General features: G+C 64.9%; 28 protein-coding genes. 17 read left to right on the forward strand and 11 right to left on the reverse strand.

Features of this window, described 5'->3' with window-relative positions; translation table 11 throughout:
• Nucleotides 1-48: 48 nt before the first annotated feature.
• The gene (locus AC0L2F_RS27930; protein ID WP_473250619.1) at nucleotides 49-1,662 is read right to left on the reverse strand and encodes an OprO/OprP family phosphate-selective porin; all 1,614 of its coding nucleotides are present in this window, start codon (nucleotides 1,660-1,662) and stop codon (nucleotides 49-51) included.
• Nucleotides 1,663-1,975: 313 nt separating this feature from the next.
• Between AC0L2F_RS27930 and AC0L2F_RS27935 the strand changes: the two genes are divergently transcribed.
• The 4 genes from AC0L2F_RS27935 (at nucleotide 1,976) to AC0L2F_RS27950 (ending at nucleotide 6,320) form a co-directional block, all read left to right on the forward strand.
• Nucleotides 1,976-3,382, forward strand: a complete 1,407-nt coding sequence (locus AC0L2F_RS27935) for a DegQ family serine endoprotease (protein WP_007611585.1) — start codon at nucleotides 1,976-1,978, stop codon at nucleotides 3,380-3,382.
• Complete coding sequence (locus AC0L2F_RS27940) at nucleotides 3,379-4,713, forward strand: replication-associated recombination protein A (protein WP_473250620.1); 1,335 nt, start codon at nucleotides 3,379-3,381, stop codon at nucleotides 4,711-4,713. Before AC0L2F_RS27935 ends, AC0L2F_RS27940 begins: the two co-directional genes overlap by 4 nt.
• A 78-nt stretch (nucleotides 4,714-4,791) precedes the next feature.
• The gene (locus AC0L2F_RS27945) at nucleotides 4,792-5,109 is read left to right on the forward strand and encodes a HigA family addiction module antitoxin (RefSeq protein WP_473250621.1); all 318 of its coding nucleotides are present in this window, start codon (nucleotides 4,792-4,794) and stop codon (nucleotides 5,107-5,109) included.
• Entirely contained in the window at nucleotides 5,106-6,320 is a 1,215-nt protein-coding gene (locus AC0L2F_RS27950) for an RluA family pseudouridine synthase (protein ID WP_473250622.1), read from the forward strand. The genes AC0L2F_RS27945 and AC0L2F_RS27950 overlap by 4 nt, the downstream gene beginning before the upstream one ends.
• A 183-nt stretch (nucleotides 6,321-6,503) precedes the next feature.
• Here the strand turns inward: AC0L2F_RS27950 and AC0L2F_RS27955 are convergent, their stop codons facing one another.
• Nucleotides 6,504-6,950 carry a hypothetical protein gene (locus tag AC0L2F_RS27955; protein ID WP_473250623.1) on the reverse strand — a complete coding sequence of 149 codons (447 nt, stop codon included), beginning with the start codon at nucleotides 6,948-6,950 and terminating at the stop codon, nucleotides 6,504-6,506.
• Nucleotides 6,951-7,024: 74 nt separating this feature from the next.
• On the opposite strand from AC0L2F_RS27955, the gene AC0L2F_RS27960 reads away from it, so the two are divergent.
• From AC0L2F_RS27960 to AC0L2F_RS27980, 5 genes are all read left to right on the forward strand, one after another.
• Nucleotides 7,025-7,819 (forward strand): ATP12 family chaperone protein, encoded by a 795-nt coding sequence (locus AC0L2F_RS27960; protein ID WP_473250624.1) that lies wholly within the window; start codon nucleotides 7,025-7,027, stop codon nucleotides 7,817-7,819.
• Nucleotides 7,820-7,876: 57 nt separating this feature from the next.
• Nucleotides 7,877-9,484 (forward strand): flagellar hook-length control protein FliK, encoded by a 1,608-nt coding sequence (gene fliK, locus AC0L2F_RS27965; protein WP_473250625.1) that lies wholly within the window; start codon nucleotides 7,877-7,879, stop codon nucleotides 9,482-9,484.
• Nucleotides 9,481-9,741, forward strand: coding sequence for an EscU/YscU/HrcU family type III secretion system export apparatus switch protein (locus AC0L2F_RS27970; protein WP_007603059.1), 261 nt, complete (start codon nucleotides 9,481-9,483; stop codon nucleotides 9,739-9,741). Before fliK ends, AC0L2F_RS27970 begins: the two co-directional genes overlap by 4 nt.
• A gap of 149 nt (nucleotides 9,742-9,890) precedes the next feature.
• On the forward strand, nucleotides 9,891-10,709 hold the full coding sequence (locus tag AC0L2F_RS27975) for a penicillin-binding transpeptidase domain-containing protein (protein ID WP_473250657.1): 819 nt from the start codon (nucleotides 9,891-9,893) through the stop codon (nucleotides 10,707-10,709).
• Between the two features lie 18 nt (nucleotides 10,710-10,727).
• A complete protein-coding gene (locus tag AC0L2F_RS27980) occupies nucleotides 10,728-10,934 on the forward strand; it encodes a carboxymuconolactone decarboxylase family protein (protein WP_473250626.1) in 207 nt (68 codons plus the stop codon).
• Nucleotides 10,935-11,073: 139 nt separating this feature from the next.
• On the opposite strand, the gene AC0L2F_RS27985 is transcribed toward AC0L2F_RS27980, so the two are convergent.
• From AC0L2F_RS27985 to AC0L2F_RS27995, 3 genes are all read right to left on the reverse strand, one after another.
• Nucleotides 11,074-12,069 carry a dienelactone hydrolase family protein gene (locus tag AC0L2F_RS27985; RefSeq protein WP_473250627.1) on the reverse strand — a complete coding sequence of 332 codons (996 nt, stop codon included), beginning with the start codon at nucleotides 12,067-12,069 and terminating at the stop codon, nucleotides 11,074-11,076.
• Nucleotides 12,070-12,149: 80 nt separating this feature from the next.
• Nucleotides 12,150-12,743: a hypothetical protein gene (locus tag AC0L2F_RS27990; protein ID WP_473250628.1), complete on the reverse strand. Its 594-nt coding sequence runs from the start codon at nucleotides 12,741-12,743 to the stop codon at nucleotides 12,150-12,152.
• Between the two features lie 152 nt (nucleotides 12,744-12,895).
• Nucleotides 12,896-13,300, reverse strand: coding sequence for a DUF4260 domain-containing protein (locus tag AC0L2F_RS27995; RefSeq protein ID WP_063996922.1), 405 nt, complete (start codon nucleotides 13,298-13,300; stop codon nucleotides 12,896-12,898).
• A 149-nt stretch (nucleotides 13,301-13,449) separates the two neighbouring features.
• On the opposite strand from AC0L2F_RS27995, the gene AC0L2F_RS28000 reads away from it, so the two are divergent.
• Entirely contained in the window at nucleotides 13,450-14,982 is a 1,533-nt protein-coding gene (locus tag AC0L2F_RS28000) for an acyl-CoA carboxylase subunit beta (RefSeq protein WP_007611560.1), read from the forward strand.
• A 123-nt stretch (nucleotides 14,983-15,105) separates the two neighbouring features.
• Complete coding sequence (locus tag AC0L2F_RS28005) at nucleotides 15,106-15,453, forward strand: hypothetical protein (RefSeq protein ID WP_473250629.1); 348 nt, start codon at nucleotides 15,106-15,108, stop codon at nucleotides 15,451-15,453.
• Between the two features lie 10 nt (nucleotides 15,454-15,463).
• On the opposite strand, the gene AC0L2F_RS28010 is transcribed toward AC0L2F_RS28005, so the two are convergent.
• Together AC0L2F_RS28010 and AC0L2F_RS28015 are read right to left on the reverse strand one after the other, a co-directional pair.
• Entirely contained in the window at nucleotides 15,464-15,616 is a 153-nt protein-coding gene (locus AC0L2F_RS28010; protein WP_018456483.1) for a hypothetical protein, read from the reverse strand.
• A 91-nt stretch (nucleotides 15,617-15,707) separates the two neighbouring features.
• On the reverse strand, nucleotides 15,708-16,355 hold the full coding sequence (locus AC0L2F_RS28015) for a glutathione S-transferase family protein (RefSeq protein ID WP_473250630.1): 648 nt from the start codon (nucleotides 16,353-16,355) through the stop codon (nucleotides 15,708-15,710).
• A gap of 127 nt (nucleotides 16,356-16,482) precedes the next feature.
• Between AC0L2F_RS28015 and AC0L2F_RS28020 the strand changes: the two genes are divergently transcribed.
• Together AC0L2F_RS28020 and AC0L2F_RS28025 are read left to right on the forward strand one after the other, a co-directional pair.
• Nucleotides 16,483-16,797 (forward strand): hypothetical protein, encoded by a 315-nt coding sequence (locus tag AC0L2F_RS28020; RefSeq protein ID WP_007611552.1) that lies wholly within the window; start codon nucleotides 16,483-16,485, stop codon nucleotides 16,795-16,797.
• Between the two features lie 136 nt (nucleotides 16,798-16,933).
• The gene (locus AC0L2F_RS28025) at nucleotides 16,934-17,233 is read left to right on the forward strand and encodes a twin-arginine translocation signal domain-containing protein (RefSeq protein ID WP_473250631.1); all 300 of its coding nucleotides are present in this window, start codon (nucleotides 16,934-16,936) and stop codon (nucleotides 17,231-17,233) included.
• 145 nt (nucleotides 17,234-17,378) lie between these two features.
• On the opposite strand, the gene AC0L2F_RS28030 is transcribed toward AC0L2F_RS28025, so the two are convergent.
• The 3 genes from AC0L2F_RS28030 to AC0L2F_RS28040 all read right to left on the reverse strand — a co-directional run bounded on the left by AC0L2F_RS28030 (nucleotide 17,379) and on the right by AC0L2F_RS28040 (nucleotide 19,631).
• Complete coding sequence (locus AC0L2F_RS28030; protein ID WP_063995951.1) at nucleotides 17,379-17,630, reverse strand: GCG_CRPN prefix-to-repeats domain-containing protein; 252 nt, start codon at nucleotides 17,628-17,630, stop codon at nucleotides 17,379-17,381.
• Between the two features lie 190 nt (nucleotides 17,631-17,820).
• Nucleotides 17,821-18,831 carry an alpha/beta fold hydrolase gene (locus AC0L2F_RS28035; RefSeq protein ID WP_473250632.1) on the reverse strand — a complete coding sequence of 337 codons (1,011 nt, stop codon included), beginning with the start codon at nucleotides 18,829-18,831 and terminating at the stop codon, nucleotides 17,821-17,823.
• Nucleotides 18,832-18,932: 101 nt separating this feature from the next.
• The gene (locus AC0L2F_RS28040) at nucleotides 18,933-19,631 is read right to left on the reverse strand and encodes an ArsR/SmtB family transcription factor (protein ID WP_473250633.1); all 699 of its coding nucleotides are present in this window, start codon (nucleotides 19,629-19,631) and stop codon (nucleotides 18,933-18,935) included.
• Nucleotides 19,632-19,877: 246 nt separating this feature from the next.
• Between AC0L2F_RS28040 and AC0L2F_RS28045 the strand changes: the two genes are divergently transcribed.
• From AC0L2F_RS28045 to AC0L2F_RS28055, 3 genes are read left to right on the forward strand one after another with little or no spacing between them, the layout of a single operon-like run.
• Nucleotides 19,878-20,186 (forward strand): NIPSNAP family protein, encoded by a 309-nt coding sequence (locus tag AC0L2F_RS28045; RefSeq protein ID WP_063995954.1) that lies wholly within the window; start codon nucleotides 19,878-19,880, stop codon nucleotides 20,184-20,186.
• A gap of 37 nt (nucleotides 20,187-20,223) precedes the next feature.
• Nucleotides 20,224-20,574 carry an antibiotic biosynthesis monooxygenase family protein gene (locus AC0L2F_RS28050; RefSeq protein WP_007603077.1) on the forward strand — a complete coding sequence of 117 codons (351 nt, stop codon included), beginning with the start codon at nucleotides 20,224-20,226 and terminating at the stop codon, nucleotides 20,572-20,574.
• 51 nt (nucleotides 20,575-20,625) lie between these two features.
• Nucleotides 20,626-21,435 carry an isocitrate lyase/PEP mutase family protein gene (locus AC0L2F_RS28055; protein WP_473250634.1) on the forward strand — a complete coding sequence of 270 codons (810 nt, stop codon included), beginning with the start codon at nucleotides 20,626-20,628 and terminating at the stop codon, nucleotides 21,433-21,435.
• 58 nt (nucleotides 21,436-21,493) lie between these two features.
• On the opposite strand, the gene AC0L2F_RS28060 is transcribed toward AC0L2F_RS28055, so the two are convergent.
• Complete coding sequence (locus AC0L2F_RS28060; RefSeq protein WP_473250635.1) at nucleotides 21,494-21,886, reverse strand: hypothetical protein; 393 nt, start codon at nucleotides 21,884-21,886, stop codon at nucleotides 21,494-21,496.
• 163 nt (nucleotides 21,887-22,049) lie between these two features.
• Here AC0L2F_RS28060 and AC0L2F_RS28065 point away from each other — a divergent pair, with 163 nt between their 5' ends.
• A complete protein-coding gene (locus AC0L2F_RS28065) occupies nucleotides 22,050-22,700 on the forward strand; it encodes a trimeric intracellular cation channel family protein (protein WP_007611539.1) in 651 nt (216 codons plus the stop codon).
• Nucleotide 22,701: the final 1 nt, after the last annotated feature.

Below are 22,701 nucleotides of genomic sequence, written 5' to 3' on the forward strand. Positions count from 1 at the left end.
CTGGGTCCCGGGTTCGCGTTTTCGCGCCCCCGGGACGACAAGCGAGAATTAGAACGCGAACTGCGTCCGCATCGCGACCGCATCGAACTTCGAGCCGACATCGGCGGTCGAAATCGGCGAGGCCTGCCTCGACACCGTGCCATGCAAATAGTCCAGCATGAAACGGACGTTGCCGTTGACGTACCAGTTCAGCGCTGCCGTGTAGACGGTCTGCCGGCCGCCCGCGATGCCGGTGGCGGTCCCGAGCTGATCGTTGAGGTCGATCGTGGAGAAGCGTCCTGCGATTTCCCATGCGCCCCAGCCGCCGCCCTCGAGCGAGAACGGGTGCGCTGGCTTGACGCCGCCATAGGCCGCATTCGCCGCATTGTAGCTCCGACCCTCGCCCGTCAGCACGTAGCCGGCCTGCGCGTAGCCGCCCTGGAACTTGCGGCTCGGCGCACCCAGCGGCGGCAGGCCGGTATTGGCGCTGCGATCGATGTTGTACCAGAAATACTCGCCTTGCAGGATCAACGGCCCATAGGTGGCGGCCGCTTCGACGCTGTAGACCTGCGCGCCGGAGGCATTGGCGATTGCGCCGGTCGTAGCCAGCGCCGTGGGATCGATGCGCAGTTCCGGACGCTCGCTGAGCGTGACCGCCTGCGCACCCGTCACCATGTTGCGCGACGGCTGGATCAGCCATTCGGCGTTTCCGCCAAGATGCAGCGAGTAATCCTTGCCGCTGACGACCTGGCCGGCAACGCGGGCGACGGCGCCATACTGCTCGGAGGCACCGTTCGGTGCTGCGCTCGACGCCGAATGGATCGCGCCGGTCGAGGGTCCCGTGACATAGCCGCCGATCCAGAGCTGGTCGTTGTACCAGCGCGTGCCGATCGCCGAACGGAAGTCGCCCGCGGCGATGCTGGTGGCGACGACGCCGGCCGAAGCGCGCTCCATGAACATGATGTCGTTGGAGCTCGTGGCCTCATCGAGAGTGTAGGGCAGGTCCATGATGCCGCCTTCGATGGCCATCTTGCCGCCGAACGGTTTCAGGCCGGTATAGCTGAGATAGGCGTTCTCGATGCCGGAGACGCCGCCGCCGGGCAGCGAACCCGGAGCTGCGCCGCCAAACCCGTCGGAGGAGCCGCCGAAGTCGTAGATCAGCGCGAAATTCCAGTCGTTGAAGAACTTGCCGGCGAGACCGATGCGCGCGCGGCGGACGTTCTCGCCGCTGTCGAGCTTTTGCGGCGCGGTCGCCGCCGTGTTGGGCCGATAGTCATAGCCGCCGACATCCCAATGCACGCGGCCTGTGATCCCGACGCAGTTTGCCCCATCGGCGGTGCAGATGGTCGGCCGGTTATTCGGCATCGTCACGACGACGCCGGAGGCGGGCGCCGGTCCCTTGAGCGGGATCGCCGCGTTGGCGTTGGCGACCACGGCCTTCGCCTCGGAACGCGCTTCGGCTTTCGCCTCCGCCTTCGCCTCAAGCCTGGCCTTCGCCGTGGCCGCGGTATTCGCGGCGGTCTGGCTCTGGAGCTTGTCGAGTTTCTGCTCCAGCATCTTCAACTGCTGCTTCAGGAGCGCGATCTCCTGGTCGCTGCTGCTGGCCGATTGGGCCTGGGCCTGCGAGGCTGCCAGTGCGCCGGCGAGACCAATCGCGGTGGCTGCAATCCCTGTCCTTCTCACGTCATGACTCCTTCGTTTGACGAACTTCCCCAAGTCACTGGCGGAGAGCCTAGGATCGATCGATGACTGCCCCGCGACGGCGCGGCCCGGTTGCGCGGTTCCCACTGGTGTAAATTCGCCGCAACCGAATCCGCCTTGCACCACCATGCAAGATGACGCACATCATGCCAATCCACAGCCCCGGCAAATTGCTATTTCGCACGCAGAGCTTGCAGGCCGGACACACCAAAAAGGGGGGCGAATATGCCGCCGGGCGCCCTTCTATTGGGGGGCGAACGCGCCTATATTCCGGCGTCTTTTCCAAGAGGTAGGAATGTTTCGATCGACCTGGACCGCCGTTGTCACGGCACTGTGCATGGCCTTTTCGGCCAACTTCAATCCGGCCGCCGCGCAGGACCGCCGTGTGCCGTCCTCGCCCGCCGAACTGCGGTTGTCCTATGCGCCGATCGTGCAGCGGGTGCAGCCGGCGGTTGTCAACGTCTATGCCGCCAAGGTGGTGCAGAACCGCAACCCGCTGCTCGACGACCCGATCTTCCGCCGCTTCTTCGGCGTGCCCGGCCAGCAGCAGGAGCAGGTGCAGCGCTCGCTTGGTTCGGGCGTGATCGTCGATGCGTCCGGGCTCGTCGTCACCAACGTCCATGTCATCGAAGGCGCCGACCAGGTCAAGGTGTCGCTGTCGGACAAGCGTGAGTTCGAGGCCGAGATCGTGCTGAAGGACTCTCGCAGCGATCTCGCGGTGCTGCGTCTGAAGGACACCAAGGAGAAGTTTCCGGCTCTCGAATTCACCAATTCGGACGAGCTGATGGTCGGCGACGTCGTGATGGCGATCGGCAATCCCTTCGGCGTCGGCCAGACCGTGACCCACGGCATCATCTCGGCCTTGGCGCGTACGCAGGTCGGTATCACCGACTACCAGTTTTTCATCCAGACCGACGCGGCGATCAATCCCGGCAATTCCGGCGGCGCGTTGGTCGACATGAACGGCAGGCTCGCGGGCATCAACACCGCGATCTATTCGCGCTCCGGCGGCTCGCAGGGCATCGGCTTCGCGATCCCCGCCAACATGGTGCGCGTCGTCGTCGCCTCCGCCAAGGGCGGCGGCAAGGCGGTGAAGCGGCCCTGGCTCGGTGCGAAGTTGCAGGCGGTGACGCCGGAGATCGCCGAGAGTCTCGGCCTGCGTTCGCCGACCGGTGCGCTGGTCGCAAGCGTCGTTCCGAACGGGCCGGCGGCCAAGGCCGGGCTGAAATCCTCCGACCTGATCGTCTCGATCGACGGCCAGACCGTGGATGATCCCAACGCCTTCGACTATCGTTTCGCCACGCGGCCGCTCGGCGGCACGGCGCAGATCGACGTGCAGCGCGGCGGCAAGCCGGTCAAGCTGACGGTGGCACTGGACGCCGCGCCCGATGCCGGCCGCAACGAGCTCGTCATCACCGCGCGCTCGCCGCTCCAAGGCGCGAAGGTCTCGACCATCACCCCGGCGCTCGCCGACGAGCTGCATCTGGACGCCGATACGGAAGGCGTCGTGGTCACCGATCTCGGCGGCGACAGTGCGGCCGCGAATGTCGGCTTCCAGAAGGGCGACGTCATCCTGGCGGTCAACAACCAAAAGATCAGCAAGACCAGCGATCTCGAAAAGGCGGCGGCCGAGCGCCAGCGCATCTGGCGCATCACGCTGGTGCGCGGCGGCCAGCAGATCAACGTCACGCTGGGCGGATGAGTCCGAAGCGACCACAGGAGATGCCAACCCTCTTCGCCGCGGCGGGGCTCGATCACGAGGCTCCGCATCCGCTGCCGGATCGGCTGCGACCGCGGGCGCTCTCGGAGGTCGTCGGCCAGGATCACATCCTGGGTCCCGACGGCGCGCTGACGCGCATGCTGGAGACGCGCACGCTAGGCTCGCTGGTGTTCTGGGGCCCGCCCGGCACGGGCAAGACCACGGTCGCGCGGCTGCTTGCGGACGCCACCGATCTGCATTTCGAGCAGATCTCCGCGGTGTTCTCAGGGGTCGCCGATTTGAAGAAGGCCTTTGAGGCCGCGCGTGCACGCCGCGAGATGGGCAAGGGCACGCTGCTATTCGTCGACGAGGTGCATCGCTTCAACCGCGCCCAGCAAGATTCGTTTCTGCCCGTCATGGAAGACGGCACGGTGGTGATGGTCGGCGCTACCACCGAAAACCCGTCCTTCGAGCTCAACGCGGCGCTTCTGTCCCGGGCGCGCGTGCTGGTGTTTCGCTCGCTCGACGCGGCCGCGATCGAAAAGCTGTTTGCGCATGCCGAGGAGGTCGAGGGCCGCAAGCTACCGCTCGACGAGGAAGCGCGCGCCGTGCTGGTGCGCATGGCCGATGGCGACGGCCGCGCGTCGCTGACGCTCGTCGAGGAAGTCTGGCGCGCCGCGCGCAAGGACGAGATTTTCGACGCCGCGCAGTTGCAGGAGATTTTGCAGCGCCGCGCGCCCATATACGACAAGTCGGCCGACGGCCATTACAATTTGATCTCGGCGCTGCATAAGTCGGTGCGGGGCTCCGATCCCGACGCCGCGCTGTATTATCTCGCGCGCATGCTCGATGCCGGCGAGGACCCGCTGTTTCTGGCCCGCCGCGTCGTGCGCATGGCGGTCGAGGATATCGGGCTTGCCGATCCGCAGGCGCTGGTCATTGCCAACGCGGCCAAGGACGCCTTCGACTTTCTCGGCCATCCCGAGGGCGAGCTCGCGATCGCGCAGGCTGTGGTCTATCTCGCTACCGCGCCGAAATCGAACGCCGTCTACACTGCCTTCGGCAAGGCGATGCAGGCCGCAAAGCAGGCCGGCTCGCTGCTGCCGCCGAAACACATCCTCAACTCGCCGACCAAGCTGATGAAGTCGGAAGGCTACGGCGCATCTTACGAATACGACCACGACGCCCCCGACGCCTTCTCCGGCCAGGATTACTTCCCGGAAGCCCTGGGCCGCCAGACCTTCTACGACCCGCCCGACCGCGGGTTCGAGCGGGAGATCAGGAAGCGGCTGGATTATTGGGCCAAGTTGCGGAAGGAGCGGGGTGGGGCCTAACCCTTTCGGGCTTGCTGTAGGGTTCGATTTACGGTTTACGTAACGCGTAACTCACGCTAATCCGGCCAAGAAATCGCCATGCCCCGCACGCCCATACATCCCGGCGAACACCTTGCCGGAGAACTGCGACAGCTCGGCATCCCCGCCGCAGAACTCGCGCGCCAGATCGATGTACCCGTGAACCGGATCACCGGCATCATCAATGGGCAGCGGGGCATCACGGCCGATACGGCGTTGCGTCTTGGTCACTGGTTCGACACCAGCCCCCAGTTCTGGATGAACCTGCAACAGCAATATGAGCTGCGCCTCGCGGAAGAAGAGGTGGGGGCGCAGGTTGCGTCGCTGCCGCGCCGCGCGACGGTGCAGTCGACACGAAAGCTTGGAAAAACCGCATGAGCCGCCGCATCAAGAGAATGAACCCAAAACCTCGCGAGCGCGATGAACGCAAGGAGGCGCGCCCGTTCAAGGCGCGTAGCGCGAAGCCTGCTGGGCTGCGGCCGGGCGGCAAGCCGGGCGCGAAGCCGCCGCGCTTTGCGAGCGAGCGCGTCGAGCGGCGCGCGCCCAAAGCCGAACCGGAAAAGGCTGCACCGGCAAAGCCGGTCGAGGCATTGCTGCCGACCAAGGTGCAGACCGTCAAGGTAACGGCCGACGAGAACAACATGCGCGTCGACCGCTTCCTCGAAGCGCACTTTCCCGGCCTGTCGTTCTCCCATATCCAGCGCGTCGTTCGTAAAGGCGAGCTGCGCGTCGACGGCAAGCGCGTCGACAGCAAGGACCGCCTGGAGGAGGGCCAGAGCGTCCGCATTCCGCCGCTGAAGCTCGACACGCCGAAGGCACCCAACCCGCAGTCGGAGGCGGCGCAAAAGACGCTTGCCGCGCTGAAGGAGATGACGATTTACGAGGACGACGACGTTCTCGTGCTGAACAAGCCGGCCGGACTTGCCGTGCAGGGCGGCTCGGGCATGACGCGACACATCGACCAGATGCTGGAGGTGATGCGCGATTCCAAGGGCCAGAAGCCGCGCCTCGTGCACCGCATCGACAGGGAGACGTCGGGGTGTCTCGTGGTCGCCAAGACCCGCTTTGCCGCCTCGCATCTGACCGGCGCGTTCCGTTCGCGGTCGGCGCGAAAGACATATTGGGCGCTGGTGCCGGGGCTACCGAAGCCGAAGCAGGGCCGCATCTCGACCTTCCTTGCCAAGGAGGAGAGCGAGGACGACACCATCATGCGCATCGCCCAGCATGGCGACGAGGGCGCAAGCCACGCGGTCACGTACTATGCGGTGGTCGAAACCGCCGGCAACAAGCTGACCTGGGTGTCGCTGAAGCCGGTGACCGGGCGCACCCACCAGCTGCGCGCCCACATGGAACATATCGGCCACCCCATCGTCGGCGATCCCAAATATTTCAACATCGAGAACTGGCAACTGCCGGGCGGCCTGCAAAACCGGCTGCATCTGCTCGCGCGCCGCATCGTCATCCCGCATCCCCGCGGCGGCGTGATCGACGCCACCGCGCCATTGCCGCAGCACATGCAGCAGTCATGGAACCTGCTCGGGCTCGATGCGAGCCGGTTTGATCCGATCGAGAACGCGCCGGAGGAGTAAGTAGAGGCGCGAACCAGTAAGGCGCGCGGCTAGCCACATTCTCCGCTGTCATCGCCCGACTTGATCGGGCGATCCAGTATTCCAGAGGCGGTAATGGATACGGAGAAGCCGCAGCGTACTGGATGCCCCGGTCAAGCCGGGGCATGACAGCGGTGGGTGGGGCCGTAGCCCCCAGCCACACCCTCAATTCCGAAACTGCTCCAGAAACATACGCAGGCTATCGTGCGGGCTCTCGACATCCGTGATCAACCAGCCCTCGGGCCCGCTGACCAGGATGAAATTTAAGGTCACCGGCCGGCTGCGGTTGTCGAAATTCGCCGCGACATAGGTCTTGTCGTATTGCCTGCGAATGACCGCGATCGCGACGGGGCCGAGCTTCCAGCTCGGGCTCTGCACCAGGAAATCGTAGGGCGCGACCCGCGGCGCGGACCACACCTTGCGCAAGGAGGGGTCGAAGAATTGCCGGGCGGTGGCGGCATCCCGCGGCAGGCCTTTTGAGAGCTCCGGCGCGCCCTGGCCGTAATGAGCATAGACGTTGCGGACCACCGATTCCGGACTCCGAAAGCCGGCCTGCGCCGCGGCCGGCCAAACCCCGGCGAGAAGAGCCACAATGCCCGCAAGTTCCCTCATACCTGCCGCTCGCTTTATCGGTCGCCGCTCTTACCTTACAAGCCTAGCATTGAGTGATCAGGGCCGAAAACAAGATGCGCGAATTGTTCGATGAAGCTGCGGGGCGATCCCCGCTTGATCCGCAGGAGTTAGTCCGCCAGGCCGCGCGCGTGCCTTTGCGCAAGCGCTTCTACAAGGGGGTGGGGGTAACCGAGGCTGAGGACGGCTTTGCCATCACGCTTGACGGCAAGGCGATCCGCACGCCGTCCGGCCGCCAGGTGGTGATCCCATCGCGCGCGCTAGCCGACGCAGTGGCTGCCGAGTGGGCGGATCAGAACGAGACGATCAAGCCCATGACCATGCCGTTGACGCGGATCGCCAATAGCGTGGTCGAGGGCGTCGTCGACCGCGTCGACCTCGTCACGGATGACCTCGCAAAATACCTCCAGTCCGATCTGCTGTTCTATCGCGCCGGTCATCCAGAGGGGCTGGTCGCCCGCGAGGCCGCGCATTGGGACCCCGTGCTGTTCTGGGCCGCGGAGACGCTGGGCGCGCATTTCATCCTGTCCGAAGGCGTCATGCATGTGACGCAGCCGGAGGAGGCCGTCCAGGCCGCGCGTGCGGCGCTGCCGGGGGATGCCTGGTCGATCGCCGCCCTCCACGTGATCACCACCCTGACCGGCTCGGCCCTGCTGGCGCTGGCGCTGGCCCATGGCGTCCGCGATGCCAATCAGGTCTGGGCAGCGGCTTATGTCGACGAGGACTGGAACGCCGAGAAGTGGGGCGTGGACGAGGAGGCGGCCGGCCGCCGCGCCGCCCGCCTGCGGGATTTCGAGGCTGCCGTGGCGGTTTTGACTGCGGTGAAGCCGTCCGTGACTGAAGGTCCTTAACGAGAGGTTTACGAGGGCGGCCTTAGGGTGGGGCCAGCGTTCCCTGGGCCCCTCGCGATGCCGACGCCGATAAACTCGATCCTTCCCGTCAGTGCTGCCAGCCCCGTTGCTGACGCAGCGACGCCGGATCTTGTGCTGCAGGCCGGCAGCGTGGTCGACGCAAGAGTCGTCAGCGTGCTCGCCGATAATTTGGTGCGGATCGCGATCGCCAACCTCTCGATGGATGTGATGTCCGAGGTGGCGCTGACACCAGGACAAAATCTCCAGCTTGCGGTGTCGCAGAACGGCGGCACCATCCGGCTCGCCGTTATGGCCGGGGCAGGCGAGGCGGCCGCCGATCAGGTCACGCTGACGCCGGCTGCCGCCTCGCTGGTTGACAGCCCCTCGCTTGCTCCGTCGGCGAGCGCGGGACGCAACGTGCTGACGCCATCGGAGCAGGTCGCCGTTACCGCAGCTTCGGCCGAGGCGGTCACAAAGCAGGGCAGCCAGGCGCCGCTGTTCGCCAATCTGGCCGCGGTCGTCACCGGCAGCGATCTTCCGGCGGGGCTGAAGCAGGCGATGCTGGGCGTGCTGGCGCAGCAGACGCCGCTCAACACCGGACTCGAAGGCGGCCACATCGAGTCCGCCTTCCAGAAATCCGGCCTATTCCTCGAGGCCTCGCTCGCCGCGGGCGCGCCGCCGTCCTCCGGCACGATGCCGGACCTGAAGGCGGCATTGCTGGTGCTGCGCCAAGCGCTGACGACGCTCGAGCCGATCGCGCCACAGGCGCAAGGTGCCGCCCTTACAGCTGGTACCGTGACGACACCGCAGGTCGCTGCCGTGCAGACGCAGGCTGCACAGGCCGCATTGCCGGCAACCGACCCCGAAATTGCACAACCGCCGCAAATGCCGCGCAGCGCCAATCTCGCGGCCTCTGTGCTGGCGGACATCGCTAGCGGTGCGCCGCAGGCCGCGATGCCGCGGACCATGACAGCAGGCCTTGCCGCGAGCCTCCTGCAAGAGATCACGCAAAACCTGCCGCGCATGACGGGGAATGTGCCGGGCTCGAACAAGGCCGTGCCTGACGGACATGTTTTCGAAGCTGCCGCGCGCGCAACGCCACCACCGGTTCGCGGCGCATTGCCGTCGGCGCAATTCATTGCCTCGCCGTCACTCGTACCGGATACACCGCTCGCTGCGACCGTGCATCGCCTGCTCGACGACACCGATGCCGCGATCGCGCGCCAGACTTTGCTCCAGGTTGCTTCGCTCCCTGATCGCACCGACGCCAGCGGTCACAGGATCGATCCGACCGTGCCGCAGTGGAATTTCGAGATTCCGTTCGCAACGCCGCAGGGCACGGCAATGGCGCAGTTCGAGATATCACGCGACGGCGGCAATGAATCCGCCGATCCCACCAAACGCGCCTGGCGCGCGCGGTTCACACTCAACGTCGAGCCGGCCGGCCCCGTGCACGCGTTGATTACACTCAACGGCGAGAAGACCTTCGTGCGGATGTGGGCGGAGCGGCCGGCGACCGCACAGCAGCTTCGCGCCGGAATCGGTGAGCTCAACCAGGCCCTGATCAGGGCCGAGCTCAAGCCCGGCGACATCCTGGTCCGCGATGGCATCCCGCCACAGCCCGCAACGGCCCGCGCCGGCCACTTCCTGGATCGGGCCACATGAGCGACCCGTCGAAGCTTGCGATTGCGCTCCATTACGAGAAGGGCAGCAACGCGCCTGTCGTCGTCGCCAAGGGCAAGGGCACGATCGGCGAAAAGATCGTCGAGATCGCCAAGGCCAACGACATTCCGATCGAGGAGAACGAGATTTTGGCCGGTGCGCTGTCCAAGGTCGAACTCGGCGAGGAGATCCCGCCCGACCTCTACAAGGCCGTCGCCGAAGTGCTCGTGTTCGTGCTGCGGCTGTCGGGCAGGCGGTAGAGCATGATCCGGACCCGAAGGGCCGCGTTAGCGCAAAGTGTGCAGCGGTTTTCCGAAGAGATCATGCTGAAGCAAATAACGTGTCATCGTTTCACCACGATAGCGGCTGCATGGTCGCGGCCATCTTCTTCCCGCAACGGACACCGCCAGTGCTCACCCGCCGTTCCACCGTCGGCCTTCTCGCCGCAGCTGCCGCTTTGCCATCGCGTGCATTCGCCCATGTCGCGCCGCCGCGCAACGAGATCCGTGACAGCCTTGCAAAGCGCTTCACCGACCTCGGCACATCAGGGACGTTCGTCGGCTACAAGGTCGAGGACTACCTGATCGTTGCGAGCGACAAGCAACGTTCGGGCGAGGCGAAGCTGCCGGCTTCGACCTTCAAGATTCCGAACTCGCTGATCGCGCTCGAAATTGGCGTCGTCACTGACCCCGACAAGGACGTATTTCCCTGGGATGGCGTGAAGTGTCCGATCGAGGCCTGGAACAAGGATCACACGCTGCGTAGCGCGATTCTCGTGAGCGCGGTGCCGGTCTATCAGGAGATCGCGCGCCGCATCGGGCAAGAGCGGATGCAAAAGTACGTCGATATGTTCGACTACGGCAATCGCGACATCGGCGGCGGCATCGACCAGTTCTGGCTCACCGGCGCCTTGCGCATCGATCCGGTCGAGCAGGTCGATTTCATCGACAGGCTGCGCCGCCGTGTGCTGCCGATTTCGAAGCGCAGTCAGGATCTCGTCGCTGACATCCTGCCGGTGACCAAGGTCGGCGATAGCGTCATTCGCGCCAAGTCCGGGCTGCTCGGCGCCGAGCGCGGCGAGCCGTCGCTGGGCTGGATGGTGGGCTGGGCCGAGAAGGGCGAAGCGCACACCGTGTTCGCGCTCAATATGGACTGCAAGGAGCCGCGTCTGGTCGGCGAGCGCATGCCGCTGACGCAAGCCTGCCTTGCCGAGATCGGCGCCGTTTAGCGCTGCCGCGCTGGCGCCGTGTACGACTTCGTCACCGAGCTCACCGCGACCAGGAAGGTCGGCGACGAAACCTATGCGCGCGCGAAGAAGGTGTTTAACGATCAGCAGATCGTGGACCTCACGGCGGTGTCCGGCGATTACGTGATGGTCGCGATGTTGCTGGCAATGGCGGAGGAGACCGTGCCGCCGGACAAGCAGGAGCCGTTCAGGCCTGACGAGCCGTAGCCTCCGTCATTGCGAGGAGCGAAGCGACGAAGCAATCCAGACTGCCTCCGCGACGAGATTCTGGATTGCTTCGCTTCGCTCGCAATGACGGAGTATGTGGCGCCGACGCCGGCTCCCAAGACCGAGCTGCCTCCTAGCGCTACCCCAGCTTGAACAGCGCCTGCAAAAACTCCTCCACAGCCTTGCGCGACTCGGCGGCAGTGGCCGGATTGCCGCCGACATGCGGATTGAGCTCGACACAGGAATCCTGGTACGTGAACGGCGCCTTCGTATTGGCGTTCATCAGCACGCCGCCATCGCCTTCGCGGATCTGGCAGTTGCGCACGGTCTGCGCGCCTGAGGACACGGCAACCCTATTGACGCCGAGCAGCCCACTGTCGAAGCCGTGCGCGCTGTCGGGGTACTCGGTCAGCACCACGTCGCGGCCGGCCGTCTTGAGCCGCTCGACGAAAGCCTTGCAGCTCTTGACGGGATTGTAGTCGTCGGGCGTGCCGTGGAAGATGCGGATCGGGCGCGCGGCGATGTCCGTGTCGTTCTGATAGGTCGTCGAGCAGTCGGGGTAGAACGGAATATAGGCGGCAAACTGGATGCCGGACTTGTTCCAGAGCTTGTGGAAGCGGTCGAGGCTCGCATAGAGCGTCGCCTGTCCCCCGCGTGAAAAGCCCATCAGCACGATGCGATCAGGATCGACGCGGGGATGTTTTGCGAGGATTTCCAGCGAGCGATAGATGTCGATGACGAAGTTGAGCCGGCCGAGCAGGGCCTGGTTCGGCCCGACCACCGTCAGCCCGCGGCCGGTAAAGCCGTCGATCACGAAGGTCGAGATGCCCATGGCGTTGAACGCGTGCACCCAGGCTTCGGTCGTGGCGCCGACACCGCTCGAGCCGTGCATCAGCACCACGACGGGGAGTTTTCCGCTGCCTTGCGCCACGCGCAGTTCGCCGGCGACCGTCACCGGCTTGGCGGCCGCGGCGTCACCGCTGAGGAATTGCTGATCGGAGAGGGTGAGCGAGGGGATCGGGTAGATCTCGGCGCGGGTAGCGACTTCCCTGGGAAGCGATTGCGCGTTGGCGCCCATGCCGACGAACAGCGTTGAAATGCAGAGCGCCATGGCGACGCGGAATGCCGTCAGCATCGTGATCCTCCCTCGCGATTTTCAGTGAGTAGAACAACACGCCCGTGCGCTGTCAATTTGACGCAGGCCGGCGGTTCGCCTCAGGCGGGATCGGCCTTCTTCACCGTCAGCGCCTGGTCGATCGCAAAGCCGCCAATCTCGCTCATCGCCTGCGAGATGACGTCGCCCTTGCGGGCAAAGCCCGCGGAGAGGACATCGAACTGGGTGCGCGCCAGCCGCAGCACCTCGATCGGCACGGAGATGGCGGTCTCGTTGAATCTGTCGATCGAGGCGTGCAGCGTCTCCAGCTCGCTTGTGAGCTGGCCGATATGGCTCTCCGCGTGCTGCATCAGGCCGAGCAGCTTGCCGCGCTCGGCATCGAATGCCGCGCGCTCGGCCGCCGCGGCCGCGGTGATTTCGGCAAGCTGGCTACGCAGCCCGTCGATTTGCTTGACCATGGCGTCCGACGCCATCTCACCGGCCTCGCGCAGCTCGCTGTTGCGCGTGTTCTCTTCGTGCTCCCGATGATAGAGGCGTTCCGCCGACATCGCCCGCTGCGTCAGCGACTCGATCAGCGCGGCCGCGCGCAGCAACATTTCGCCGTTCCGCCCCGACACCATGCTGGCCATGCGCCGCAGGAAGTCGGTGGTTTCGGACGACGAGTTCGGCGGCAGGGGAACGACCGTCGCGGACATGGGGTGATGCTTGCAGCCGGAAATGATGACCGCCGCCGTACCGACTGAGCTCACGCAACATTCGGCGCCTGATCGTAAGCCTTGAGCAAGCCTGAATCGGCAGGCCCGGTCAACCGGGCCGGGCCGCCAAATTTAGGGGCAGCGCGCGGCCATCAGGTATCCTTCTGCCGGCCGATCCGGCCGAGATGGGTGAAGCCGAACCCGGCCGAATATTTCAGGCCATAGCCGAGCGCCCGGTCGAGGCCGATATGGGCGAGCCAGATCAAGGCGATGGACAGGGTGAGCGGCGAGGCAAGGCCGAAACCGACGGTCAGCAGCGCGACCGGTGCCATGTAGCTGTGCGCGGCGTTGTAGACCAGCGCGCCGAATTTGGCGTCCGACAGATATGCCAGGAAGCTCAGATCGGGGACGAAGAACAGCAGGGCGAACACGAGCCATGAGCCGTCCCAGGCCCAGTAGAGCATCACCATGCCCACGAACAGGGTCAGGCCCTCCAGCCGCAGCAGGATGTTGACGCCGCCCGTCGCCGCGCCGGTCTCGGCCGTTCCTTCGGTCATGGTCGTCTCCCAGGCAAAACTTTGAAATTCCTTGCGCTTTCCCGCTGCGGCAAGGCAGCCCTGCGGGGCCGAAAGCCGCTTCCCGGCCTGCAAAATGCCGTGTTAGAACCCCCGGCAATCGCATTTAGGCTAAGAACTGGCGGGAGCAAATGAAGAATATCCTGGACGCCCTTGAAGACCGTCGCGCCGGCGCAAAGCTCGGCGGCGGGGAGAAGCGCATCGAGGCGCAGCACGCCCGCGGCAAGCTGACCGCACGTGAGCGCATCGAGCTCTTGCTCGACAAGGGATCGTTCGAGGAATTCGACATGTTCGTCGAGCACCGCTCCACCGAGTTCGGCATGGAGAAGAACAAGGTGCCCGGCGACGGCGTCGTCACCGGCTGGGGCACGGTCAACGGCCGCAAGACCTTTGTCTTCGCCAAGGACTTCACCGTGTTCGGCGGCTCGCTCTCGGAAACGCACGCGCTGAAAATTACAAAGCTCCAGGACATGGCGATGAAGGCGAGGGCGCCCATCATCGGCCTCTATGACGCGGGCGGCGCCCGCATCCAGGAGGGCGTAGCTGCCTTGGCCGGCTATTCCTACGTGTTCCGCCGCAACGTGCTCGCCTCCGGCGTGATCCCGCAGATCTCCGTCATCATGGGCCCCTGCGCCGGCGGCGACGTCTATTCGCCTGCGATGACCGACTTCATCTTCATGGTGAAGAACACCAGCTACATGTTCGTCACCGGCCCCGACGTGGTGAAGACTGTCACCAACGAGGTCGTGACGGCGGAAGAACTCGGCGGCGCCTCGGTGCATGCCACGCGCTCCTCGATTGCCGACGGCGCGTTCGAGAACGACGTCGAGACGCTCTTGCAAATGCGGCGCCTGATCGACTTCCTGCCGTCCAACAACAGCGACGGCGTGCCGGAATGGCCGAGCTTCGACGACATCGGCCGCGTCGACATGTCGCTCGACACGCTGATCCCCGACAATCCGAACAAGCCCTACGACATGAAGGAGCTGATCCTGAAGGTCGTGGACGAGGGCGATTTCTTCGAGATCGCGGACGCTTTTGCCAAGAACATCGTCACCGGATTCGGTCGCATCGCCGGCCGCACCGTGGGCTTCGTCGCCAACCAGCCGATGGTGCTGGCGGGCGTGCTCGACTCTGACGCCTCACGCAAGGCCGCGCGCTTCGTTCGTTTCTGTGATGCCTTCAACATCCCGATCGTGACCTTCGTCGACGTACCGGGCTTCCTGCCCGGCACCGCGCAGGAATATGGCGGTCTGATCAAGCACGGCGCCAAGCTGCTGTTTGCGTATTCGCAGTGCACCGTGCCGCTGGTCACCATCATCACCCGCAAGGCCTATGGCGGCGCCTTCGACGTCATGGCCTCCAAGGAGATCGGCGCCGACATGAACTACGCCTGGCCGACCGCCCAGATCGCCGTGATGGGCGCCAAGGGCGCGGTCGAGATCATCTTCCGCGCCGACATCGGCGACCCCGACAAGATTGCCGCGCGCACCAAGGAATACGAAGACCGCTTCCTCTCCCCCTTCATCGCCGCCGAGCGCGGCTACATCGACGACGTCATCATGCCGCACTCGACCCGCAAGCGGATCGCGCGGGCGCTGTCGATGCTGAAGGACAAGAAGGTGGAAACGCCGGCGAAGAAGCACGACAATTTGCCGTTGTAGAGCGGACTTGTAGCCCGGATGAGCGTAGCGACATCCGGGTTTTCCTTCCAAGTCCCGCATGTCGCTTCGCTCATGCGGGCTACCGATTCTGTTTCTGAGTTGGCATCCTCGATCCCAAATCCAATGACCGACAGCGATCCGACCGACGAGATTTCAGACATCGAAGCGCGGATCGAGCGGCTCGCCGAGATTGCGGAGCGATGCCGGAAGTACATCCTGGCGTCCAAGATCGCCCTTGGCGGCGGAGGCGCGCTGCTGTTGAGTACGATCCTCGGCTTGTTGGGGACAGGTCAGACCGCCGCGCTCGGATCGATCGCTCTGGTGCTCGGCGGGATCGTCTCGCTCGGCTCGAACGTCAGCACGTTGCGGCAGACGGAGAGCGCGATCGGTGATGCGGAGGCGCTTCGGTCTCAACTGATCAGCCGAATCGACCTTCGCGTGGTCGCCGATACGCCGATGAAGCTCGTGTAACCGAGCAGCCTTACGCCGCAGCCCTGCGCGACAGCACCTGCAGCTCCTCGCGGCATTCGGCTGCGAACGCCTGAAGCTGCTCCGCGGTTTGCCGGTCGAGGATCGCCTTTGCCAGCCGTTCGGCGCGGGCAAGCTGGTCTCTGAGATATGCGATGCGGGCCATGTGTCACCTTCCGCAGGGAATGATTTGATGGCCGTGAGCCTACGGCCATCGCCGGATTCATTGTGTGAGGCACATCATACCCCACGCCGCGTCAGCGCGCCGCGTCCGCCGCGGCGAAATGCGCCATCTGGTCGGCGTGGGCCTTGGCGAAGGCCGGGCGAGCGGTGGCGCGCGCGACGTAGTTGCGGCAGGCCGGATGCTCCGTGAGCCCGTCAAAATGATCGACGAGGCGCAGCACGTCGGCCATCAGGATGTCGGCGGCGGAGAAGGAGCCCGCGAGCCATTCACGGCCGGCCAGCACCGGCTCCATGTGCTTGAGGCGGAGCTTGAGGAAGTCGTCGAAAAACTTCACGGCCGGTGAGCCGTCGGCATTCCCGGTGAACCTGAAAAGCGCCCAGGGCAGGCTCGCCATCTCCACGGAATTGAGCGCGGCGAATATCCATTCCTTTGCCTCAACGCGGCCGTGCGGATCGATCGGCATCAGCTTCGCGCTGAGTTCGCCAAGATGCTGCAGAATCGCACCGCTCTCGAAAATGGAGATGTCGCCGTCAGTCAGCCACGGCACTTGGCCGAACGGCTGGTGCGCGAGATGCGCGGCGCCGCGGCCGTCGAACGGCACGCTTGCGACGCGGTAGGGGAGCGCCGCCTCCTCAAGGGCCCAGCGTACGCGAAGGTCGCGCACAAAGCCGCGCGGGAGTTCGGGAACCCAGTTGAAGGTGGTCAGGGTGAGGTCGGCCATAGGTCGTCTCCGTGCTGTCTTGCGCATAGGACGGACGAGGGGCGCGCGGTCCGACACCGTTGCCAACTCTTTTTGTCGTCGCCGACGTAACCGGCTAGTCTTATCCCAAACAACAGGAGGAAATCCGGTGCCGTCAGCCTTTTTCGTCGTCCGCGCCGTCGTCACCGATGCGGGCAAGCGCGCCGCCTTCGATAGATGGTACGAGACGGAACATCTGCCCGACGCGGTGAAGGTATTCGGTGTAGCTAAGGCCTGGCGGTTCTGGAGCCTCGACGATCCGTCACTGCATCAGGCGATGTATCAGTTCGAGAGCGAGGCTGCGCTGCAGGCCATGCTGAAGGGCGATGCGCTGACGCAGTTGGTGGCCGATTTCAACCGCGATTGGCCCGACGTGACGCGCACGCGCGAGTTGCTGGTGCTGGCGCAGGAGTTCGGCAAATAGAGCACCGGGCTACGGCGCTGCGAATCCTCCTGTCACCTGCGCAACGAAGCTGAACGCGCGATTCAGCTTCGGTTCATGTCATCACCGCGACACTTCCTCTGCATCACTGGCACGACCATCCAAGAGGAAAGAAGTCATGGAGCGCCGGAATTTTTTGAAATTTGCAATCGGTGTCGCGGCCGGAGCTGCCGCGTTCACGGCCGCCGCAAAGGCTGCGCCGCTGGCGCCGCAGCCGCTCGGTGACCCCAGCACGCTGCAAGGCAATCCCGACGCTCATCCCGCGGTCACCAGCAGCGATGAAGCCGCGCAGTTGAAGCCGGAGCAGGTGCACTGGCACGGCCACCACCACCATTGGGGCTGGCGTCACCGTCATTGGGGTTGGCGCCGCCGTCACTGGGGCTGGCATCGCTGGCGATGGCACCGCCGCCATTGGTAAGCTTCGCGGTAAGCCAGGCTTGAACGGGGACCGCGATCGCGGTCCCCGTTTTGATTCGAAACATCCCGGTGCGACGTCAAACGTCCAAAATAAATGGCCGCGCAGGCCTTCGCCGCGCGGCCATTTAGCTATGCAAAAAACGAGATCAGAACGGACGGCAGCGGCCGGCGTACCAGCGGAAGCCGTAGGGGCACACGCGCGCGCGCGGCACGACCACGACAGGGGCCGGCGCAACCACGATCGGACCCGGGCGGACAACGACCGGACCGCGCATCGGGCGGCAGCCGCCATAGGCGCCGCGATACCAGCCGGGGCCGCAACCGCCGGCGGCGCTGGCCGCCTCGCTGAAACCAACGATAGCGCTGGCGAGCATCACGGCGGCAAACAGGTATTTCATTTGATCTTCCTTCTCGTGCTTGGGGCAGGTTCTATAGGGCTTGGCGCTTTCGGCGCACCATGAATCAAAAGACACGATTCGACACGTTAAAATCGCAACATGCCGACACGACGCGAGCCAAATCTGCCAATCATGACCTGAATGCGGCATGAACATTCCCCGCACGCGGCTCCGGACGACAGCAATGTCGCTAGCGGCCGAGAAAGTTCAGGACCAGCTCGTTGTACTTCTCAGGCGCCTCCAGGAAGACGAGATGGCCGGTGTCCGGGATCACCTCGGCGCGCGCATTCGGCATCTTCGCGGCGAGTGCCTTCGCCAGCTCGGCGTTCTCGCCCATTTTCGCGCGCAGCGCCTCCGGCGCGCTCAGTCGGCCCGGTGCGTTGTGGTCGTCGGCGCCCATGATGAACAGCGTCGGCTCGGTGATCAGTGCGATCTCGTGCGCCACCGGCTCACGATAGATCATCTGGCCCGAACTGACGAAGGCGCGCAGCCAGCGCGGATAATCCGGGCTGCCCTTGATGTTGAAGCGGGCGTCGATGAACGGCGTGATCGCCTCAGCCGGCAGCTTGATCGCGTAATTGGTCTGGAGCTGCTTGCGATAGCCATCGGCCGTGAGCTTGTCCTCGGTATCGATGATCTTTTCGGTCGGCGTCGGCGGCACATACAGGCGGTAATCTTCCAGCCCGATCGGGGCCGTCAGAACAAGGTGCGCGACGCGGTCGGGAAAGGCGCGGGCGATGCGGACGCCCAGCATGCCGCCGAGCGAATGGGCGATGATCTCGGCCTTGTCGATCTTCAGATGATCGAGCAGCGCGATGGTGTTGCGCGCCAGATTGTCGAAATGCAGCTCGCCCGTCGGCTTGGAGGATTTGCCGAAGCCGATCTGGTCCGGCACCACGACGCGGAAGCCGGCCTCGCTCAGCATCTTGATAACAGGCGCCCAGTAGCTCGACGGGAAGTTGCGCCCGTGCAGCAGCACGACGGCGCGGCCGTTGGGCTGCGCAGGCGACACGTCCATATAGGCCATGCTGAGCTGCTCGCCGTCATTGACAACAGGCAGCAGGTGCACGGGATAGGGATAGGCAAAGCCTTCGAGCGCGATGCCGTAGGGCTCGCGCGGGGCGGTGTCGGCGGCGCGAGTGGAGGTGAGCGGACAGGCGATCAGGGCGGCGACGAGCGCGGCCGAAGCGAAGCGGATCATGGGGTCTCTGAGGGCCACGGAACGATCGTTCGCATAAAGACGCGGACGGCCGTGGGTCAAGCCCGGCCATGACGAGAGACGTCGTTCACACGGACTTGTGTTCAGTCCTTCCCATCACCGAACAACGCGGCAAACTGCTTCTCGCCGGTGCGGGTGAAATTCACCACGCGGCTGCCGGGCGTGGCGTCGCGGGCGGCCCATTTCAGTTCGGCGAAACGCTGCATCATGGCGGCGCCCAGCGTGCCGGCGAGATGGTGGCGCCGCTCGCTCCAGTCGAGGCAGGCCTTGCAGACCGGCCGGCGCGGATGGGTGAGCATGTCGGGCGAGATCTGCAAATGCTTCGCCAGGAAGCGCTCGCCCTCCGCCGTCAGCTCGATCTCCTGCTTCTTCTGCCTGACCAGGTTTTTCGCACGCAGGGTGTCGAGCATCTGCACGCCGAGATCGCCGGCGAGATGGTCGTAACAGATCCGCGCACGCCGCAGCGCCGGATCCTTCGGCCCGGTGCGCACGCGCATATGGCCTGTCCGCGCGGCAAGGCCCGCAAGGCCCTCCAGCACACCGGCGACATCGTCGTCGGTGAGGCGGTAGTAGCGGTGGCGGCCCTGCTTCTCCGGTTCGATCAGGCCACCGGCCTCGAGCTTGGAAAGATGCGAGCTTGCGGTCTGCGGTGTGATGCCGGCCTCCTGCGCCAGCTCGCTCGCGGTGAGCGCGCGGCCGTTCATCAGCGCCGTGAGCATGTTGGCGCGTGCGGGATCGCCGACGAGCGAGGCGATCATGGCGATGTCGGGACCTGATTTCATGCTTCGATGGTAGCCGAAGCATTGCGGTCGGGCAAGCGCGTAGCGTTGTGTTGCTCGTCATTGCGAGCGAACGGCGTAGCACGACTGAAATCTCGATCCTCACCCTGAGGAGCGCGCTCTTGCGCGCGTCTCGAAGGGCGAGGTCACCGGCGGGGCCTTCATCCTTCGAGACGCTTGGCTCGCGCCAAGCTCCTCAGGATGAGGAGCTGGCGCTTCGCTCGCGCAAACAAGGAAGAGGAAACTTAGATGTCTATCACCGTCTTCATCCGCTACCAGCTCGATCCCTTCAAGCGCGCGCAGTTCGAGGAATACTCAAAACGCTGGCTCACCATCATCCCGAAATGCGGCGGCGATCTGATCGGCTATTTCATGCCGCACGAGGGCACCAACAACATCGCGTTTGCGCTGATCACCTTCGAGAGTCTCGCTGCGTATGAGGCCTATCGCGCCCGGCTGCGTCAGGATACGGAAGGCATGGCGAACTTCCACTTCGCCGAGGAGCACAAATTCATCCTCGCGGAAGAGCGCACGTTTCTGCGCCAAGTGGTTTTGTAAGTGGTATCGTAGGCCATCAACTCAAGGAGAGACGCCCATGATCGCCGTGATCTTCGAGGTCTGGCCGAAGCCGGAACACCGCCAGGATTATTTCGACCTCGCGGCCGACCTCAAGCCGATCCTGCAAACCATCGACGGCTTCATCTCGGTCGAGCGTTTCGAGAGCCTGACCGACAAGGGCAAGATCTTGTCGGTGTCGTTCTGGCGGGACGAGGCGGCCGTGCAAGCCTGGCGCAACACGATGGAGCATCGCCGCACCCAGGCCAAGGGCCGCGCGAAAATCTTCGCCGATTATCATCTGCGTATCGCCAGCGTCATCCGTGACTACAGCATGAATGATCGCGAGCAGGCGCCGAAGGACAGCCGCGCGGTGCACGACGCGCACTAGCGCTCGCGGCGGCACGTCCCCATCTCTGCGCGGCCACCAAGGGAGAGAAACATGCATGTGACAACTGCTGACAAGCGCGCGATCTTCAGGAAGATGCACGAGAGCGGCTGCTTCATCCTGCCCAATCCGGTCGATGTCGGCAGCGCGAAAGCGTTGCAGCATCTCGGTTTCAAGGCGCTCGCGTCGTCGAGTGCCGGCTTTGCCTGGACCATCGGCAAGGCCGACAACCATGTCAGCGTCGAGGAGGTCTGTCAGCATCTGGCAGCGCTGAGCACGTCGGTCGACATCCCCGTGAACGCGGATTTCGAGGGCGGCTTTGCGGTCGAGCCGCACCAGGTCGCGGACAATGTCGAGCGCTGTGCGCGCACCGGCGTTGCCGGCCTGTCGATCGAGGATTCCACCGGCGACAAGGACAAGCCGATCTACGAGCGCACGCTCGCAGTCGAGCGCATCCAGGCGTCGCGCAAGGCGATCGGCGATAGCGGCGTGCTGCTGGTCGGGCGCTGCGAGGCGTACCTGTGGGGCGTGACCGACCTCAAGCTCGTCATCGACCGGCTCACCGCTTACGCCGATGCCGGCGCCGATTGCCTTTACGCGCCGGGCCTGAAGAGCCGCGAGGACATCGCCGCGGTGGTGAAGGCTGTCGCACCCAAACCATTCAACCTGCTGATCGGCGGCTCTGGGCTGTCATTGCAGGAAGCTGCCGATCTTGGCGTGCGCCGGATCAGCGTCGGCGGTTCACTCGCTCGTGCCGCCTGGGGCGGCTTCATGCGGGCCGCGAAAGAAATGGCAGAGAAGGGCACCTTCGCGGAACTCGCGAGCGGATATCCCGGCGGCGAGCTCAACAAGATATTCAGCTAGAGACAGACGAAAGCGGCGGGATGTGAGTCCCGCCGCTTTCGCATATTGTTGCAAATCGTTACTTCGCGGCGCCAGCCGGTGCCGGCGTATCCGGGGCCGGCTTGCTCGGCGCGGCGCCCGTGGTCACGCCCGGCGCGGTGTTGGTGCGGGGCGTCACGTCACGCATGCCGGGCGGTGCAGCCGGATTGGTAGCCGGCGCCTGCTGGGCTGTCTGCGTTGCCGGCGTGGTGCTCGCCTGGTTGCTGGTGCCGGTGTTGTTCAGGCCATAGAACACGGCGCCCAGCACCAAGGCGATGGCCACTGCGAACAGGGCTATCTTGCCGCTGGAGGCGGGGCCTTCGCCAAGCTCGGGGTCGACCTGAAGCTGGGCATCCCGTCGCGCCGCATTGGGATACTCATCATCGGCGAGATTCGGGCGGTACGGATCGTTGGTAAAACGGTCGTCAGCCATCGATTGGTTCTCCTCGATTATTGCGGCTGGACAACCCTTAGATGCGAGCTTCTGTTCCGCCCTCCTTAGTGCTTTCGTCGTATGTTGCGCCCGCGGCGGGAATCGGGAACCTGTTCGCTGGGTACCTGAAGCGTAAGTTCCGCTGGCGGGAAGGAACCAAACGATGTGGAGCTTGCCGCCGAGCGATAGCGTGCTGCATCTGTTGTCGCTGGTCGCGGTGGCGGCGCAAGGCATGACTGCCGCGCTCGCTGCCGGCCGCCGCAGCATGGATTGGCTCGGCGTCTGCTTCCTCGGCTGCATCACGGCGCTCGGCGGCGGCACCTTGCGCGATCTCTTTCTCGGTCATTATCCCCTGGCTTGGGTGCAAAACCCCATCTACCTCGCAATGGCCGGAGGCGCCGCCTTCCTCACGATCCTGATGGCGCGGCTGGTCCACCGGCTCAAACTGGCCTTCATCGTGCTCGATGCCATCGGCCTCGTCGTCTTCACCATGACCGGCTGCGACATCGCCTGGCAGATGGATGCCACGCTGCCGATCGTCATCGTCTCCGGCATGGTGACCGGTTGCGCCGGCGGGGTGTTGCGCGACGTGCTCTGCAACGACGTGCCGCTGCTGTTCCGCTCCGAGCTCTATGCCAGCGTCTCGGTGGTGACGGGGCTGTTCTATGCCACCGCGTTCGGTCTCAAGCTGAACGCCGAGCTCTGGACCATTTTGACGTTCGCCCTCGGCATCAGCTTCCGTCTCCTCGCGGTGCGCTACAAATGGGAGATGCCGAAATTCGTGTTCACGGAAGAGGAGGAGCGGGAGCCTTGAG

It is taken from the genome of Bradyrhizobium sp. Ken64 (assembly GCF_055807555.1).

Excerpts from the sequence above, each read along its gene's own strand:
- AC0L2F_RS27935 (WP_007611585.1), top strand. The coding sequence starts at position 1,976 with ATGTTTCGATCGACCTGGACCGCCGTTGTCACGGCACTGTGCATGGCC.
- AC0L2F_RS27940 (WP_473250620.1), top strand. The coding sequence starts at position 3,379 with ATGAGTCCGAAGCGACCACAGGAGATGCCAACCCTCTTCGCCGCGGCG.
- AC0L2F_RS27945 (WP_473250621.1), top strand. The coding sequence starts at position 4,792 with ATGCCCCGCACGCCCATACATCCCGGCGAACACCTTGCCGGAGAACTG.
- AC0L2F_RS27950 (WP_473250622.1), top strand. The coding sequence starts at position 5,106 with ATGAGCCGCCGCATCAAGAGAATGAACCCAAAACCTCGCGAGCGCGAT.
- AC0L2F_RS27955 (WP_473250623.1), bottom strand. The coding sequence starts at position 6,950 with ATGAGGGAACTTGCGGGCATTGTGGCTCTTCTCGCCGGGGTTTGGCCG.
- AC0L2F_RS27960 (WP_473250624.1), top strand. The coding sequence starts at position 7,025 with ATGCGCGAATTGTTCGATGAAGCTGCGGGGCGATCCCCGCTTGATCCG.
- fliK (WP_473250625.1), top strand. The coding sequence starts at position 7,877 with ATGCCGACGCCGATAAACTCGATCCTTCCCGTCAGTGCTGCCAGCCCC.
- AC0L2F_RS27970 (WP_007603059.1), top strand. The coding sequence starts at position 9,481 with ATGAGCGACCCGTCGAAGCTTGCGATTGCGCTCCATTACGAGAAGGGC.
- AC0L2F_RS27985 (WP_473250627.1), bottom strand. The coding sequence starts at position 12,069 with ATGCTGACGGCATTCCGCGTCGCCATGGCGCTCTGCATTTCAACGCTG.
- AC0L2F_RS27990 (WP_473250628.1), bottom strand. The coding sequence starts at position 12,743 with ATGTCCGCGACGGTCGTTCCCCTGCCGCCGAACTCGTCGTCCGAAACC.
- AC0L2F_RS27995 (WP_063996922.1), bottom strand. The coding sequence starts at position 13,300 with ATGACCGAAGGAACGGCCGAGACCGGCGCGGCGACGGGCGGCGTCAAC.
- AC0L2F_RS28000 (WP_007611560.1), top strand. The coding sequence starts at position 13,450 with ATGAAGAATATCCTGGACGCCCTTGAAGACCGTCGCGCCGGCGCAAAG.
- AC0L2F_RS28005 (WP_473250629.1), top strand. The coding sequence starts at position 15,106 with ATGACCGACAGCGATCCGACCGACGAGATTTCAGACATCGAAGCGCGG.
- AC0L2F_RS28010 (WP_018456483.1), bottom strand. The coding sequence starts at position 15,616 with ATGGCCCGCATCGCATATCTCAGAGACCAGCTTGCCCGCGCCGAACGG.
- AC0L2F_RS28015 (WP_473250630.1), bottom strand. The coding sequence starts at position 16,355 with ATGGCCGACCTCACCCTGACCACCTTCAACTGGGTTCCCGAACTCCCG.
- AC0L2F_RS28025 (WP_473250631.1), top strand. The coding sequence starts at position 16,934 with ATGGAGCGCCGGAATTTTTTGAAATTTGCAATCGGTGTCGCGGCCGGA.
- AC0L2F_RS28030 (WP_063995951.1), bottom strand. The coding sequence starts at position 17,630 with ATGAAATACCTGTTTGCCGCCGTGATGCTCGCCAGCGCTATCGTTGGT.
- AC0L2F_RS28035 (WP_473250632.1), bottom strand. The coding sequence starts at position 18,831 with ATGATCCGCTTCGCTTCGGCCGCGCTCGTCGCCGCCCTGATCGCCTGT.
- AC0L2F_RS28040 (WP_473250633.1), bottom strand. The coding sequence starts at position 19,631 with ATGAAATCAGGTCCCGACATCGCCATGATCGCCTCGCTCGTCGGCGAT.
- AC0L2F_RS28045 (WP_063995954.1), top strand. The coding sequence starts at position 19,878 with ATGTCTATCACCGTCTTCATCCGCTACCAGCTCGATCCCTTCAAGCGC.
- AC0L2F_RS28050 (WP_007603077.1), top strand. The coding sequence starts at position 20,224 with ATGATCGCCGTGATCTTCGAGGTCTGGCCGAAGCCGGAACACCGCCAG.
- AC0L2F_RS28055 (WP_473250634.1), top strand. The coding sequence starts at position 20,626 with ATGCATGTGACAACTGCTGACAAGCGCGCGATCTTCAGGAAGATGCAC.
- AC0L2F_RS28060 (WP_473250635.1), bottom strand. The coding sequence starts at position 21,886 with ATGGCTGACGACCGTTTTACCAACGATCCGTACCGCCCGAATCTCGCC.
- AC0L2F_RS28065 (WP_007611539.1), top strand. The coding sequence starts at position 22,050 with ATGTGGAGCTTGCCGCCGAGCGATAGCGTGCTGCATCTGTTGTCGCTG.